This window comes from Kosakonia oryzendophytica (assembly GCF_900094925.1).
GTDB classification, from domain to species: Bacteria; Pseudomonadota; Gammaproteobacteria; order Enterobacterales; family Enterobacteriaceae; genus Kosakonia; species Kosakonia oryzendophytica.
Genome location: NZ_FMAY01000002.1, coordinates 150,091 through 163,819 on the forward strand (window position 1 = coordinate 150,091; position 13,729 = coordinate 163,819).

The window sequence follows — 13,729 nt, forward strand, 5'->3', positions numbered from 1 at the left end:
GTTTTCCACTTTCTCTTTTGCAGCAATCTTCCGGTTATATTCGCGTGTTGGTAAAGTGAACAACCGATACGGATGAGCAAGCAGAAGGGCATTCAGGGTGAGCGGGATCATTGATTATCAAATCGAAAAGTACAGTTTTGTGGAAGCCGCTGAAACACCACGCTTGACGCAGCAGTGGGCGGATGTGGCGCAAGAGTGTCTGCAAGTCCGCGCTGGAGCGGAAGAACGGTTACGCATTGCATTGCTGAATGTGGACTACGTGACCAGCTTTGAGCTCCCTTTCCGGTTATTGCTGATCCGCGCGCCGCAGCTGATCGCCAGCGTGCGGGATGAACTACAACTTAACCAGAAAAACGTCATTTTCAATGGCAAGCGCTTTGGCTGTGTCTATAGCCTGAAAAATGATCTGAGCGATATACCAGACGCTTTTCAGTACCGTCTGTCGACCCGCATCCGGCGTGTTGATCCGACCGGAACGGCGGCGACGCCTTACCAGCAAATCGCCAAAGAGGTGCGTGCCCCGCGAGAACGCCTGAAGATGGCGCTGGAGCAGGGTTTGCAGGTCACCGCACTCGATGCGTTGTTCTGGTTTGGCAGCCAGCGTATTGCCGCCGATATTCAGCGGCTCAGAAAAGCCGGTGTGCGAATCGCCACAGCCGAAACAGAGGTGTCCGATAACCTGACCGGCACCACCCGCAACGTTCCGGTTTACCGGAGAGAGGAAGGGTAAGTGAGTTTTGCGCGACGGCACTCTCTTTGTTCTGCCGAAGGCGTGAAATAGTGCGGTATGTTTCGTTCGTTATGCCCTTATGGGGAGCTTCCGGGCTTCATGAAATGCGTTCAACCCTATAATGACTTTTCAGGGGATACGGTCCAGGTCATCTCAAACAATGGTGTGCTTATGAATGTCGGGCGGCAGCCCCAGGATAGGTTTCGATGAGCAGAGTGATAAAGTACGGCGTTATTTCCCTCATTCTGTTGTTGGCTGTGGTTTTTTTTAAATTTTCTTCTGTGTATATGGCAGACAGTGTGGATTCCCTTCCGACTGGCTGGAATACCGGTTGTTGACGCCAGATGAAATCAAAAATGCCCCTCATTTCAGTAAAATCGTTATGTTACATTTCCGGGCTGCTGATGGTCCTGCACCCGAGTCGAGTCAGATTGAGTACGACGGTCAGGCAGATACGGCTGGTATCCAGCGTTATCTTGAGTCACTTGGTTACCACGAAACAGAAGATCCTGTGATGGGGAAAATGTGGGTCAAGGGTGACAGCGATAAAGGGGCGTTCATTACGCAGACAGGAGAGTCGACAAAACTGACTTTTATCGAATAATCGAACGGAGTTCGATGGAGAGTCCGGAAGCAGAAAAGCAAAAACCCAGCCGTAGGCTGGGTTCTCTGAATAAGTGGTGCCCGGACTCGGAATCGAACCAAGGACACGGGGATTTTCAATCCCCTGCTCTACCGACTGAGCTATCCGGGCAACGGGGCGCATTAAACCTTAACCGTCTTAAGGCGTCAACCTTATTTCTTTAAATGCTAACCGGTTGCTCAACTTTGCGGCAATCTGTGCGATTCTGCGGCGTAAAACGGGAATTGCACAAATCTTCCAGACTTTTATTGACCGGCGAGGAATGCTAAAAAAACTGAAGGCGTTCCGGAGGCTTTATGGCTAATGACTGGCTGGAACTGCGGCAGCATGCAGATACCGGCATTGAAACAATTCGCGCCCACTTTGAAGGGCACGCATATGATCCGCACTGGCACGATAGCTACCTGGTGGGGATCACGCTGGCGGGCACCCAGCAGTTTCACTGCCGTCGCGAGCGCCATCGCAGCACGCCTGGCGACGCTTTTTTACTGGAACCGGGAGAGATCCACGATGGCGATGCGCCCGTCGCCGGCGGTTTTACCTACCTGACCTTTTATCTTGATGAACACTGGCTGAGCGATACATTACGCGGCCTGTATGAGTCGGTGCCGTCCAGCTATTCACTCCATTTTTCTCATACTATCGCCCGCGAACCGCAGTTGATCGGTGCGATTGCGCAGACCTTTTACGCGCTGCACCGCGAAGAGATGCGTATTGTCCAACAAAGTGCTATGGATACACTGCTTAGCCAGCTGACTCACCATTGCCAGTGGCATAAACGACTGCCTTCGCAGGTGCAAAGCGCGGCGATTGCTCACCGTGCCAGGGATTATCTTCATGCGCATATTGGTGACAATATTGGATTGTCGGACCTGGCGCGGGAAACCGGCACCGATCGCTTTACGCTGACGCGCTGCTTTAAGCGCGAATTCCACTTAAGCCCTCATGCCTGGCTTATTCAGCTTCGCCTTGCCACGGCACGCGCGCAACTGGCGCAGGGCGCACAACCGGCCAGCGTTGCTGCCGCATTAGGCTTTGCCGACCAGAGCCATCTCGGGCGCTGGTTTCAGCGGGCTTATCGCCTGTCGCCCGCGCATTACCGCAGGTTGTGCACAAATCTTCCAGACGATACGGAAAAATAACGCCACAGTCTGAGGCTCATGACTAAGGAGCCTGATTGTGAACCTGTTGCATAACTCTTTACCGTTTTTACTCTTCGCCTTTGTCGCCTCGATTACGCCAGGACCGACAAATATCCTGATCCTCGCCAGTAGCCAACGCTTTGGCGTTAAAGCGACGCTGCCCGCCGTGGTGGGCGCGTGTGTGGCGGCGAGTCTGATCGTTTTTATCTCGGGTGCGGGTGCCGGGGAGATCCTGCGGGATTATCCGCTGGTGCGTGAGGTGATGAGCTGGGCGGGCGCGCTGTGGCTAAGCTGGATGAGTTGGCAACTCTTTTCTGCTCCCGCCACAGATTTACAGGGCAACGCGCAGCGCCCCTTCAGCGGTCGGGCGGCGGCAATGTTGCAGTTGATCAACCCCAAAACCTGGATGATGGCGCTGGCAGTAGTGAGTCTGTTTGCCCCGCACAGCGGTCAACCGCTGCGCGAGGTGTCATTTCTGTCACTGTGGTTTTTACTGATCTCACTGATTTGCCTGAGTGCATGGACGTTGTTGGGCAAAGCGGCTAACCGGCTGTTTCGCACTGCGACATCCCTTATCTGGTTTCAGCGCGGGATGGCGCTCTGTTTGCTGGCTTCCGCCTGGGCGGGACTGTTTGGTGTTTAAGTCAGCGCGCCGCCCTGGCGACAGCGGGCAAAGCGCAAAATATCTTCTGCCAGCCGCTGAGCGGTATCGACATCGGCCTGGCTGCGGTTCACCAGCATCCGGCTCAGGCAGCCTTCCAGCACCAGTTCCATCTGCTTCGCCACCATAGCCGGATCGTCCACTTCCAGCCGGGTCAGCAATTCGTGCGTAAAGTCGTGGGCATCGCGTTTTTGCTGATCCGCCAGTTGATGGATGGGATGACCAGGATCGGGAAAGAAGGTGCAAGCGGCGATAAACAGACAGCCGGGATAGCGGTTATTACTGACGCATTCGGTCAGCGCACCGTAGCGTGCAAGGAGCTTCTGTTCACTGCTCAGTTCTTCATCCAACAAGAGCTGCCTGCGCCAGATATCCACCTTCTGGCTCAGATAGCGCAGGGCGTCATACAGCAGTGCTTCTTTATCCGGCCAGAAACGGCGGAACTCATCAATGGGGTAATCAATGCGTTCGGCGACCATCTCCAGCGTGGTGTCTGCAATCCCTTTTAATTCAAGCAACTGTAAAGTTTGGCTCAAAACGTCTTCGCGTTGCACGGTGATGTCCTCCGTTATGTGAAGCGTATTCCCCCCACCAAGTGTTGTTTACGGGGCTTGATTGCGCAAATGTGAGGTAAAGGCAGCAGCGTCCATAAATCCGGTTACTCTGGCCGCAGGCTGCTCTTGCCCTTGGGTATCAAAAAACAGGATCGTCGGCAGGCCGAGCACGTTCAGGTGCCGCAGCAGGGCCGTATCCTGGGCGTTATTCGCGGTGACATCCGCCTGCAATAAGAGCGTATTTTTTAGCGCTGCCTGTACCTGCGGATCGCTAAAGGTGTACTTCTCAAACTCTTTGCAAGCCACGCACCATTCGGCGTAGAGATCCAGCATCACAGGGCGGCCATTGGCCTGCGCCAGCGCCTGGCTCAGTTCATCCACGGTTTTCACTGTTTTAAACGCCAGCGCTGCATGCGCCTGTGCGGCTGGTACGCCGAAAACCCAATCTTGTAGCGGTCGGGCACATACCAGCGCCGCGCCGAGCAGCGCAATTTGCAGCACGCGCACAATTGAGCGCGTTGCGCTGAGGCTGGTGATAAACGCCCAGGTGAAAAACGCGATGCCTAATAGCGCCCACAAGCGTAATCCCCAGATCTCGCCAAGCACGCGCTCCAGCAGGAACACGGGCAGGGCTAGAATCACAAAGCCGAAGGCGATTTTGACCTGCTCCATCCACGGCCCGCTTTTCGGCAGCAGCCGGTTACCGAACACGGTGACCAGTATCAGCGGTAGCCCCATACCCAGCGCATAGAGATAGAGCGTACCGCCGCCGAGCCAAAGGTTGCCGCTCTGGGCAATGTACAGCAGGATGGCACTCAGCGGCGCGGTGGTGCAGGGAGAGCAAATCAGCCCGGCAATCGCCCCCATGACGAACACGCCGCCCATCGATCCGCCTTTCTGATGGTTACTCCACAGCGCCAGACGGGTTTGCAGGGAGGCGGGAAGCTGCAGCGTAAACAGGCCAAACATGGAGAGCGCCAGCAGGCTAAACAGCACAGAGAGGCCGATCAGCACGTACGGATGCTGTAACGCGGCCTGGAACGACAACCCGGCGGCGGCAACCACCAATCCCAACGCGGTGTAAGTGAGCGCCATCCCCTGGACGTAGATGAATGCCAGCAGTAATGCCCGTGGTGTGGCGAGACGTTGCTTGCCACCGAGTACGATGCCGGAAATCAGTGGATACATTGGCAATACGCAGGGCGTAAATGCAATGCCAATGCCGATCAGCAGTGCCCAGAGTGCGGAGAAGGGGAGTGTATTTCCCCTCACCCCGGCCCTCTCCCCCGAGGGGAGAGGGGGAACCGACGCTCCGGAGACGGCCGGGGGAACCGACGCTCCGGAGACGGCCGGGGGAACCGACGCTCCGGAGGCGTCAGGGGGAACCGACACTTCGGAGGCGTCAGGGGGAACAACCGTTCCGGAGGTAGCAGGGGGAACAGAAGTGGAGGTGTCGCGGGTGGTTGCCCCCACATCCATCAGCGGCACGATTTTGGTTTCCGGCGGGTAGCAGAACCCGGCATCGGCGCAGCCCTGATAGGTGACGGTCAGCGTTGCGCCTTTCGCCGCCTGAGTCACCTTAAGCGGTACGCTCAGTTGCTGGCGGTAAATGTCTGTTTTGCCGTAAAACTCATCTTCGTGCCTCTCTCCTTCCGGTAGCGAAAGGGGGCCGATACTCGCCTGTGCAGGGGTAACGCGGATCTGCTGGCGATAAAGGTAGTAGCCTTTTTTCACCTGCCAGTTAAGGGTTAAATCATGCTGATGTTGCTGAAAATCAAAAACAAAGGCCTGATCGGCAGGCACAAAGTCAGAGCGGCCGGGCGCGTCAAACAATCCGGCAAAGGTGGATGTGCTGCACAGCAGCAGGATCAGCGTAAGGATGCGTTGAGCCATGAGAGGTAGTCGTAATCTCCGTGGGTAACGGGTAAGGCCAGTAATTCCGGGGTCTGATACGGGTGGTGCGATTTTATACAGGCGAAGAGATCTTCGAGATGGGCGGCGTCGGTTTTCAGCAGTAGCTGAACTTCGTACTCTTGCTCCAGCTTGCCTTCCCAGTAATACAGTGACGTGGCGCCAGGTAAAATGGTGACACAGGCAGCGAGTTTATCCGCCAGCGTTTTTGCCGCCAGATCCTGAGCGGTGGCTTCATCCGGGGCGGTGCAGAGTACCACAAGGGCATCAGGAAGGGATGGCGTCAGGTTGTTGTCATCGTGCATAGAAACCTCCGCGTGATGTATCGAAAGGTCACTATACAGTGGCAGGGGTAATTTACCAACGAACGAGGAATGAAGAGGCGGCAGGTGCCTTTGCCCTGCCGCCGGTACATTACAGCATGATGCTGCCGAAGAGGAAACCAAAGCAGACGGAGAACACGACACCCATCGTGCCAGGGATAAAGAACGGATGGTTAAAGACAAAACGTCCGATGCGGGTTGTTCCGGTGTCATCCATCTGTACCGCCGCAACCAGTGTCGGATAGGTTGGCAGAATAAACAGACCTGAAACTGCCGCAAAAGAGGCGAGCGCGGTGAGCGGGGTAACGTTCAGCGCCAGCGCCATTGGCATCAGTGCTTTCGCCGTGGCGGCCTGAGAGTAAAGCAGCGCAGAAGCGAAGAAGAAGATTACCGCCAGCAGCCACGGATGTGCCTGGATAACAGTACCTGCGGTCTCTTTGATCCAGTCAATGTTGGCCGAAACAAAGGTATCGCCAAGCCATGCAACGCCGAGAATACAGATACAGGCGCTCATCCCTGCCTTGAAGGTGCTGGAGTTGAGGATGGTGCCAGTTTCAACTTTGCACATCAGGGTAATTAACGTCGCCACACTCAGCATAATAATCAGGATAGCGCTGGTGGTGTTCATCAACGGTTTTTCTACCAGCCCCATGCTCGGGCTGTTGAGGATAGCGTAAACGACGACGCCTACGACGCCCAGCAAGAACAGCCAGACGGAGGTTTTGGCACCCGGCAGGATGTTAATGGTTTTGCCGCCACGCAGCATAATCAGCCCTTCGGCGAGTCGCGCCTGATAGACCGGATCATCTGAGAGCTTCGAGTTAAACAAGATGGAAACTAAAAAAGACATCAGCAGCACTGCCAGCAAGGTGGAAGGGATAACCACCCCCAACATATGCAGATAGCTGATTCCCTTTCCTTCCATCAGCGAGGACATATACACCACTGCTGCCGAGATGGGCGAGGCTGTGATAGCTATCTGCGCCGATACGACCGCTGTTGATAAGGGGCGGCAGGGCTTGATGCCTTGCTCTTTCGCCACTTCAGCAATAACCGGCAGCGTCGCCAGCGAGATATTACCTGTTCCGGCGAAGATCGTCAGGAAATAGGTGACGATCGGCGCAAGAATAGTGATGTATTTCGGGTTCCGGCGCAGTAGTTTTTCCGTCTGGTTAACCAGGTAATCCAGACCCCCTGCCACCTGCATGGCGGAAATCGCGGCGATAACCGCCATGATAATAGAGATAACATCAAAAGGAATATTCCCCGGTTTTATACCAATAGCAGCAAGCACCAGTACACCAAGACCACCAGCATAACCTATGCCTATGCCCCCTAATCTGGCCCCCAGAAAGATAGCCAGAAGAACAATGATAAGTTCGACGAGTATCATAAGACTGTTTCCTTATTGTCAGTTAACCTGTTGATAAGTAATTGTTATGGATTGGTAACCGCACAACAAAAAAGGCACGCCATCCGGGCGTGCCTTTTGTCTGTTTAGCCGTAGGGGTTACTGTTCGCTTTCATCGGTATAACGTTTCGCTTTGTAGGCCGGGTGCATCAGGTTCTGCGCCGAGAAGATGTCGTCCAGTTCGGCTTCAGTCAGCAAGCCGCGCTCCAGCACCACTTCCCGTACGCTCTTGCCCGTTTCGGCGCAAATCTTGCCGACGATATCGCCGTTGTGATGGCCGATAAACGGGTTGAGATAGGTGACGATGCCGATGGAGTTGTACACATAGCCTTCGCACACTTCTTTGTTGGCAGTAATGCCGTTAATGCATTTTTCCAGCAGGTTGTAGCAGGCATTGGTCAGGATATGAATCGACTCAAACATCGCCTGGCCGATTACCGGTTCCATCACGTTGAGCTGTAACTGACCCGCTTCAGAGGCCATGGTGACGGTGATATCGTTGCCGATAACTTTAAAGCACACCTGGTTCACCACTTCCGGCACTACCGGGTTCACTTTGGCTGGCATGATGGAAGAGCCCGCCTGCAACTCCGGCAGGTTGATCTCATTCAGCCCGGCGCGTGGGCCGGAAGAGAGCAGACGCAGGTCATTACAGATTTTGGAGAGCTTGACGGCCAGACGTTTCAGCGAGCTGTGTACCATCACATAGGCGCCGCAGTCAGACGTTGCTTCAATCAGGTCTTCCGCAGGTACAACCGGCAGGTTACTGACTTCCGCCAGTTTCTGCACCGCCAGTTGCTGGTAGCCATCCGGCGTGTTGAGGCGGGTACCGATGGCGGTCGCACCGAGGTTCACTTCCAGCAGCAGCTCGGATGTCCGCAGCAGGTTTTTGGTTTCTTCATTCAGCAGCACGTTGAAGGCATGGAACTCCTGACCGAGTGTCATCGGAACGGCGTCCTGCAACTGTGTGCGACCCATTTTCAGGATGTCCTGGAACTCAACGGCTTTACTCTCGAAGCCTTCGCCCAGTTGTTTAATGGCATCGACCAGTTTGACGATAGAGGCATAGACCGCAATACGGAAGCCGGTCGGGTAGGCGTCGTTGGTGGACTGGCATTTGTTCACGTGATCATTCGGGTTCAGGAACTGGTATTCGCCTTTCTGGTGGCCCATCAGCTCTAGGCCAATGTTGGCCAGTACCTCGTTGGTGTTCATGTTCACGGAGGTTCCTGCACCGCCCTGATAGACGTCTACCGGAAACTGATCCATGCATTTGCCGTTGTTCAGGATCTCATCACATGCGGCAACGATAGTGTTCGCGATACTTTTAGGGATGGTTTGCAGCTCTTTGTTCGCCAGCGCTGCCGCTTTTTTCACCATTACCATGCCACGCACAAACTCAGGTATGTCGCTGATTTTGCTGTTGCTAATGTAAAAGTTTTCAATCGCTCTCAGAGTATGCACGCCGTAGTAGGCATCCGCCGGCACTTCCCTGGTACCTAACAAATCTTCTTCGATACGAATGTTGTTTAACATGTGAACCTTCTTTTTCAAGCTACGAATGAATACACCAAACACACAGTATTAATGTGGTTATGTGTCTTTTCCGACCGACGATTATCCCCATAATCGGCCCGATACCCGGAATGATATGCTGATGATAGCGAAATGCCGTAATCTTGATCACTTATTATATTCGCCGTTGCATCATAATTATTAATATGTGAAATGAGTCACCGCTTCGTGACAAAGAGGACATTTTCATCCAGCGGGAAATTGAATTTTTCGTATTCGTCACCATCTCAGTAACCATGCGATTCGCAAACTCATTCAGACAGCCGCCACAGGGCGTCTGTCCGTCGACAGGAGAAGCCAGTGCGCTGGATACCGTTTATTGCCTTTTTTTTATACGTTTATATTGAGATTTCGATTTTTATTCAGGTCGCGCATGTCTTTGGCGTTCTGATGACGCTGATTCTGGTGATCTTTACCTCAGTGATCGGCATGTCGCTGGTGCGTAATCAGGGCTTCAAGAACTTTATGCTGATGCAGGAGAAAATGGCGGCAGGTGAAAGCCCGGCGGCAGAGATGATCAAAAGCGTGTCGCTGATTATCGCGGGTCTGTTGCTGGTACTGCCGGGGTTCTTTACCGATCTTCTCGGCCTGTTGCTTCTGTTGCCACCGGTGCAAAAACACCTGACGCTGAAACTGATGCCGCATTTGCGTTTTTCCCGTATGCCTGGTGGAGGTTTTGGGGCGGGGAGTGGTGGTGGAGAGACCTTCGAAGGGGAATACCAGCGCAAAGACGATCAGCGCGATCGCCTGGATAACAAAGACGACCGCTAAACAGGATGCCCGGCGACGCCGGGCTTGTTTTATGAGTGAACGGAGGGGGAGGCTGAGATCCGACGTTTGGGTAAAAAGAACCATAGCGCGGCAAGCATGAATATCGCATAGAGACTTTTCCAGCCGGGAACCACCAGCAACAGCAGACACAGCACGCTACCCACGATCGCCAGCGCTTTGTAGCGCCCCTTCAGCAACCGGCAGCCCGCGAGCATACACAGCAGATAGATAGTGATAAAAATCCCGTTCGCGTAGATGATCAGCGTATCGAGATTAATGCTGAATGCATAAATCGCGAGGGTGCAGACGATACAGCAGAGAATCACTGCGCTTAACGCATGTTGCGGTATCTGCCGCCCGGAGAGTCGCGCCAGCGCGCTATCCGGTTTGTACATTGCCTGTGACCACACCAGGCGGGCGAAGCTCTGAATGTAAATATTCAGGCTGGCAAAGCAGGCCAGATAACCAATGGTGCAGGCGATCCACAACGCTTGCTTGCCGAACAGTTCGACCACAATTACCGGTAATGACGCCGCCGCGCCCTGATCGCGCCAGAGGTCAAAGTGCAGCACTACCACGGTACAGCCCCAGTACACTGAACCTGCCAATAGCAGACCTATCATTAATGCACGGGGAAAATCGCGCTCCGGGTTTTTGAACTCTGAGGCCAGATGGGCGAAAGCCTCCAGCCCAACAAAGCACCAGAACATGACCGCCAGCGATGAGGACATCTCCGACAGCGATACCTGCGGTAGCGGCGGGAAGGGAATATCAGCGAAGTGAATACCGCCGCGCCACCAGATAGCGACAATCAGCGCAACAATCAGTAACGCAATGATCGATTGCAGATTGGCGCTGGAGCCAGCGCCGCGCGTGCCTAAAAACCAAATCAGCGCCAGCGTGCCTAACTCTGTTATCAGCAACTGCGATCCTTGCCAGCCAAACATGCCCTGCCAGAAACCGACGGCAATATGCAACGCGGCCGGTAACCCGACCGGGATCACTGAAAGGAACAGCCAACCCGTTACCCGCTCCAGACGTGGGCCAAACGCCATGCCGACAAAGTGTGCGACCCCGCCTGCGCTGGGAAAGTGGCGACCCAGCACGGCAAAAACAATCGCCACCGGAAATACCAGCGCTATTAGCAACGGCCATGCCCACAAACTACTGTGACCCGCAGCCACGGCGGCTAACGCCGGTACGGCAAAAACGCCAGTGCCAAGTAAGGAGGTGGAAAGCAACCCGATACCCTGGGCCAGCCCCAGTTCTTGTTTTAATCCGCCCATTGCCCCTGCATCACCCTCTGTCTGACTGACTTCAAGAAAAGGGATGTTATCACAATCGGTTTTTCTTATGGCTGGACCAGCGGTGCTGCTATTTTCCGCACTTATGCGCATTGATGCACTTTCGTAAATTTTTTTTGCTCTTCCCCCTTGAAGGGGGAAAAATCGACCCCCATCTCTCAGGTCACCAGCCGGAGAACCCTGTGCGGACCGGCGTCATCCATAACTGATAAAGACTTTCTCAAAGGAGAGCTATCAATGAGTATTCGTCCGTTACATGATCGTGTGATCGTCAAACGTAAAGAAGTTGAATCAAAATCCGCTGGCGGCATCGTTCTGACCGGTTCTGCAGCAGGCAAATCAACGCGTGGCGAAATCATCGCTGTCGGTAAGGGTCGCATCCTGGAAAACGGTACTGTGCAACCGCTGGACGTTAAAGTGGGCGATATCGTGATTTTCAACGATGGCTACGGTGTTAAAGCCGAGAAAATCGACAACGAAGAAGTGCTGATCATGTCCGAAAGTGACATTCTGGCAATTGTTGAAGCGTAATTTCACTCGCGAAACTGAACGAATTTAAGGAAAGAGAAAATGGCAGCTAAAGACGTAAAATTCGGTAACGACGCCCGTGTAAAAATGCTGCGCGGCGTAAACGTTCTGGCAGATGCAGTGAAAGTTACCCTCGGCCCGAAAGGCCGTAACGTGGTTCTGGATAAATCTTTCGGTGCACCGACCATCACTAAAGATGGCGTTTCTGTAGCACGTGAAATCGAACTGGAAGACAAGTTCGAAAACATGGGCGCACAGATGGTGAAAGAAGTGGCCTCCAAAGCGAACGACGCTGCAGGCGACGGCACCACCACTGCGACCGTACTGGCGCAGTCCATCATCACTGAAGGCCTGAAGGCTGTTGCTGCGGGTATGAACCCGATGGATCTGAAACGTGGTATCGACAAAGCTGTCGCTGCTGCGGTTGAAGAGCTGAAAGCGCTGTCCGTACCGTGCTCTGACTCCAAAGCCATTGCTCAGGTTGGCACCATCTCCGCGAACTCCGATGAAACCGTCGGTAAACTGATCGCGGAAGCAATGGACAAAGTGGGTAAAGAAGGCGTGATCACCGTTGAAGACGGCACCGGTCTGCAGGACGAACTGGACGTGGTTGAAGGTATGCAGTTTGACCGCGGTTACCTGTCTCCTTACTTCATCAACAAGCCGGAAACTGGCGCTGTAGAACTGGAAAGCCCGTTCATCCTGCTGGCTGATAAAAAAGTTTCCAACATCCGTGAAATGCTGCCGGTTCTGGAAGCCGTTGCGAAAGCAGGCAAACCGCTGGTTATCATCGCTGAAGATGTTGAAGGCGAAGCGCTGGCTACCCTGGTGGTTAACACCATGCGTGGTATCGTGAAAGTGGCTGCGGTTAAAGCGCCTGGCTTCGGCGATCGTCGTAAAGCTATGCTGCAGGACATCGCAACCCTGACCGGTGGTACCGTAATTTCTGAAGAAATCGGTATGGAACTGGAAAAAGCAACCCTGGAAGACCTGGGTCAGGCTAAACGTGTTGTGATCAACAAAGACACCACCACTATTATCGATGGCGTGGGTGAAGAAACTGCAATCCAGGGCCGCGTCACTCAGATCCGTCAGCAGATCGAAGAAGCAACCTCTGATTACGACCGTGAAAAACTGCAGGAGCGCGTAGCGAAACTGGCAGGCGGCGTTGCGGTTATCAAAGTCGGTGCAGCGACCGAAGTTGAAATGAAAGAGAAAAAAGCCCGCGTTGAAGATGCCCTGCACGCGACCCGTGCTGCGGTAGAAGAAGGCGTGGTTGCTGGTGGTGGCGTTGCGCTGATCCGCGTAGCAAGCAAAATCGCTGACCTGAAAGGCCAGAACGAAGACCAGAACGTGGGTATCAAAGTTGCGCTGCGCGCAATGGAAGCTCCGCTGCGTCAGATCGTGCTGAACTGCGGTGAAGAGCCGTCTGTTGTGGCTAACACTGTGAAAGGCGGTGACGGTAACTACGGTTACAACGCAGCGACCGAAGAGTATGGCAACATGATCGACATGGGTATCCTGGATCCGACTAAAGTGACCCGTTCTGCTCTGCAGTACGCGGCATCTGTAGCCGGTCTGATGATCACCACCGAGTGCATGGTGACTGACCTGCCGAAAAGCGATGCACCGGATTTAGGTGCTGCTGGTGGTATGGGCGGCATGGGCGGTATGGGCGGCATGATGTAATTGCTGCCGGGCACATGCGCAGGGTTTACCCTGTCGTGAGTTCAACAAAAAAGAGCGGGCTTATCCCCGCTCTTTTTTTATCTTTCATTTCCACTGAAATGCTGTCTGCGATGGGTTGCATTAATCACGGAGACGCTGTGCTGTCTCAGGATGCAGAGCTATTCGGTCAATAACCACCGTCCGGAGTGGGGCCATTAATGGTCAGGGCAAAAGTCAATGTCGAGCTAGCGGATGGCAGAGCCTAAACGTGCACTGTGGAGAGCACATTCGGTGCACCGTCGGACCTGTTCAGGCATTGTTTTATATCAATGTCGATCAGAATGGCGGCGCTGCAATACAGCCTGTGAACAAAATCGTTCCTTGTTCGACATTCAATGACGACGGAGGTTAATCCTCATATAACTCCGTCGCTTGCGGTGGGGGTTCCCGCATTATTTTTCCTGATTTGTGCGGCCTGCGATGACGGCGTTTTTCTTTTGGTCATCTT

Annotated in this window: 13 protein-coding genes and 1 tRNA gene; 7 read left to right on the forward strand and 7 right to left on the reverse strand. The window is 54.0% G+C overall.

Features of this window, described 5'->3' with window-relative positions; all coding sequences use genetic code 11:
- Positions 1-97: 97 nt before the first annotated feature.
- Both GA0061071_RS03850 and GA0061071_RS03855 read left to right on the forward strand, forming a co-directional pair.
- On the forward strand, positions 98-730 hold the full coding sequence (locus GA0061071_RS03850; RefSeq protein WP_088237251.1) for an ECs1377 family protein: 633 nt from the start codon (positions 98-100) through the stop codon (positions 728-730).
- Between the two features lie 331 nt (positions 731-1,061).
- The gene (locus tag GA0061071_RS03855) at positions 1,062-1,334 is read left to right on the forward strand and encodes a hypothetical protein (RefSeq protein WP_088237252.1); all 273 of its coding nucleotides are present in this window, start codon (positions 1,062-1,064) and stop codon (positions 1,332-1,334) included.
- 74 nt (positions 1,335-1,408) lie between these two features.
- On the opposite strand, the gene GA0061071_RS03860 is transcribed toward GA0061071_RS03855, so the two are convergent.
- Positions 1,409-1,484: transfer RNA gene (locus tag GA0061071_RS03860), tRNA-Phe, on the reverse strand.
- A 185-nt stretch (positions 1,485-1,669) separates the two neighbouring features.
- Here GA0061071_RS03860 and GA0061071_RS03865 point away from each other — a divergent pair.
- Together GA0061071_RS03865 and GA0061071_RS03870 are read left to right on the forward strand one after the other, a co-directional pair.
- Positions 1,670-2,515: an AraC family transcriptional regulator gene (locus GA0061071_RS03865; protein WP_061498577.1), complete on the forward strand. Its 846-nt coding sequence runs from the start codon at positions 1,670-1,672 to the stop codon at positions 2,513-2,515.
- Positions 2,516-2,552: 37 nt separating this feature from the next.
- The gene (locus GA0061071_RS03870; RefSeq protein WP_061498569.1) at positions 2,553-3,158 is read left to right on the forward strand and encodes a LysE family translocator; all 606 of its coding nucleotides are present in this window, start codon (positions 2,553-2,555) and stop codon (positions 3,156-3,158) included.
- On the opposite strand, the gene GA0061071_RS03875 is transcribed toward GA0061071_RS03870, so the two are convergent.
- From GA0061071_RS03875 to aspA, 5 genes are all read right to left on the reverse strand, one after another.
- A complete protein-coding gene (locus GA0061071_RS03875; RefSeq protein ID WP_088237253.1) occupies positions 3,155-3,730 on the reverse strand; it encodes a transcriptional regulator in 576 nt (191 codons plus the stop codon). The two genes, GA0061071_RS03870 and GA0061071_RS03875, sit on opposite strands and share 4 nt — an antisense overlap.
- Before the next feature lie 48 nt (positions 3,731-3,778).
- Positions 3,779-5,623, reverse strand: a complete 1,845-nt coding sequence (locus tag GA0061071_RS03880; RefSeq protein WP_088237254.1) for a protein-disulfide reductase DsbD — start codon at positions 5,621-5,623, stop codon at positions 3,779-3,781.
- Positions 5,599-5,946: a divalent cation tolerance protein CutA gene (cutA, locus tag GA0061071_RS03885; protein ID WP_061498559.1), complete on the reverse strand. Its 348-nt coding sequence runs from the start codon at positions 5,944-5,946 to the stop codon at positions 5,599-5,601. Before cutA ends, GA0061071_RS03880 begins: the two co-directional genes overlap by 25 nt.
- A 109-nt stretch (positions 5,947-6,055) precedes the next feature.
- Positions 6,056-7,357, reverse strand: a complete 1,302-nt coding sequence (locus GA0061071_RS03890) for an anaerobic C4-dicarboxylate transporter (RefSeq protein ID WP_061498556.1) — start codon at positions 7,355-7,357, stop codon at positions 6,056-6,058.
- A gap of 117 nt (positions 7,358-7,474) precedes the next feature.
- A complete protein-coding gene (aspA, locus tag GA0061071_RS03895) occupies positions 7,475-8,911 on the reverse strand; it encodes an aspartate ammonia-lyase (RefSeq protein ID WP_061498553.1) in 1,437 nt (478 codons plus the stop codon).
- 339 nt (positions 8,912-9,250) lie between these two features.
- Between aspA and GA0061071_RS03900 the strand changes: the two genes are divergently transcribed.
- The gene (locus tag GA0061071_RS03900; RefSeq protein ID WP_088237255.1) at positions 9,251-9,721 is read left to right on the forward strand and encodes an FxsA family protein; all 471 of its coding nucleotides are present in this window, start codon (positions 9,251-9,253) and stop codon (positions 9,719-9,721) included.
- A gap of 29 nt (positions 9,722-9,750) precedes the next feature.
- On the opposite strand, the gene yjeH is transcribed toward GA0061071_RS03900, so the two are convergent.
- The gene (gene yjeH, locus GA0061071_RS03905) at positions 9,751-11,007 is read right to left on the reverse strand and encodes an L-methionine/branched-chain amino acid transporter (RefSeq protein ID WP_088237256.1); all 1,257 of its coding nucleotides are present in this window, start codon (positions 11,005-11,007) and stop codon (positions 9,751-9,753) included.
- 255 nt (positions 11,008-11,262) lie between these two features.
- On the opposite strand from yjeH, the gene GA0061071_RS03910 reads away from it, so the two are divergent.
- Positions 11,263-11,556 carry a co-chaperone GroES gene (locus GA0061071_RS03910; protein ID WP_007372708.1) on the forward strand — a complete coding sequence of 98 codons (294 nt, stop codon included), beginning with the start codon at positions 11,263-11,265 and terminating at the stop codon, positions 11,554-11,556.
- 39 nt (positions 11,557-11,595) lie between these two features.
- Positions 11,596-13,242: a chaperonin GroEL gene (gene groL / locus GA0061071_RS03915; RefSeq protein ID WP_061498543.1), complete on the forward strand. Its 1,647-nt coding sequence runs from the start codon at positions 11,596-11,598 to the stop codon at positions 13,240-13,242.
- Positions 13,243-13,729: the final 487 nt, after the last annotated feature.

What these genes read in the sequence shown, in the direction of transcription:
- GA0061071_RS03865 (WP_061498577.1), top strand. Translation starts at nt 1,670, where the DNA reads ATGGCTAATGACTGGCTGGAACTGCGGCAGCATGCAGATACCGGCATT.
- GA0061071_RS03880 (WP_088237254.1), bottom strand. Translation starts at nt 5,623, where the DNA reads ATGGCTCAACGCATCCTTACGCTGATCCTGCTGCTGTGCAGCACATCC.
- cutA (WP_061498559.1), bottom strand. Translation starts at nt 5,946, where the DNA reads ATGCACGATGACAACAACCTGACGCCATCCCTTCCTGATGCCCTTGTG.
- GA0061071_RS03890 (WP_061498556.1), bottom strand. Translation starts at nt 7,357, where the DNA reads ATGATACTCGTCGAACTTATCATTGTTCTTCTGGCTATCTTTCTGGGG.
- aspA (WP_061498553.1), bottom strand. Translation starts at nt 8,911, where the DNA reads ATGTTAAACAACATTCGTATCGAAGAAGATTTGTTAGGTACCAGGGAA.
- yjeH (WP_088237256.1), bottom strand. Translation starts at nt 11,007, where the DNA reads ATGGGCGGATTAAAACAAGAACTGGGGCTGGCCCAGGGTATCGGGTTG.
- GA0061071_RS03910 (WP_007372708.1), top strand. Translation starts at nt 11,263, where the DNA reads ATGAGTATTCGTCCGTTACATGATCGTGTGATCGTCAAACGTAAAGAA.
- groL (WP_061498543.1), top strand. Translation starts at nt 11,596, where the DNA reads ATGGCAGCTAAAGACGTAAAATTCGGTAACGACGCCCGTGTAAAAATG.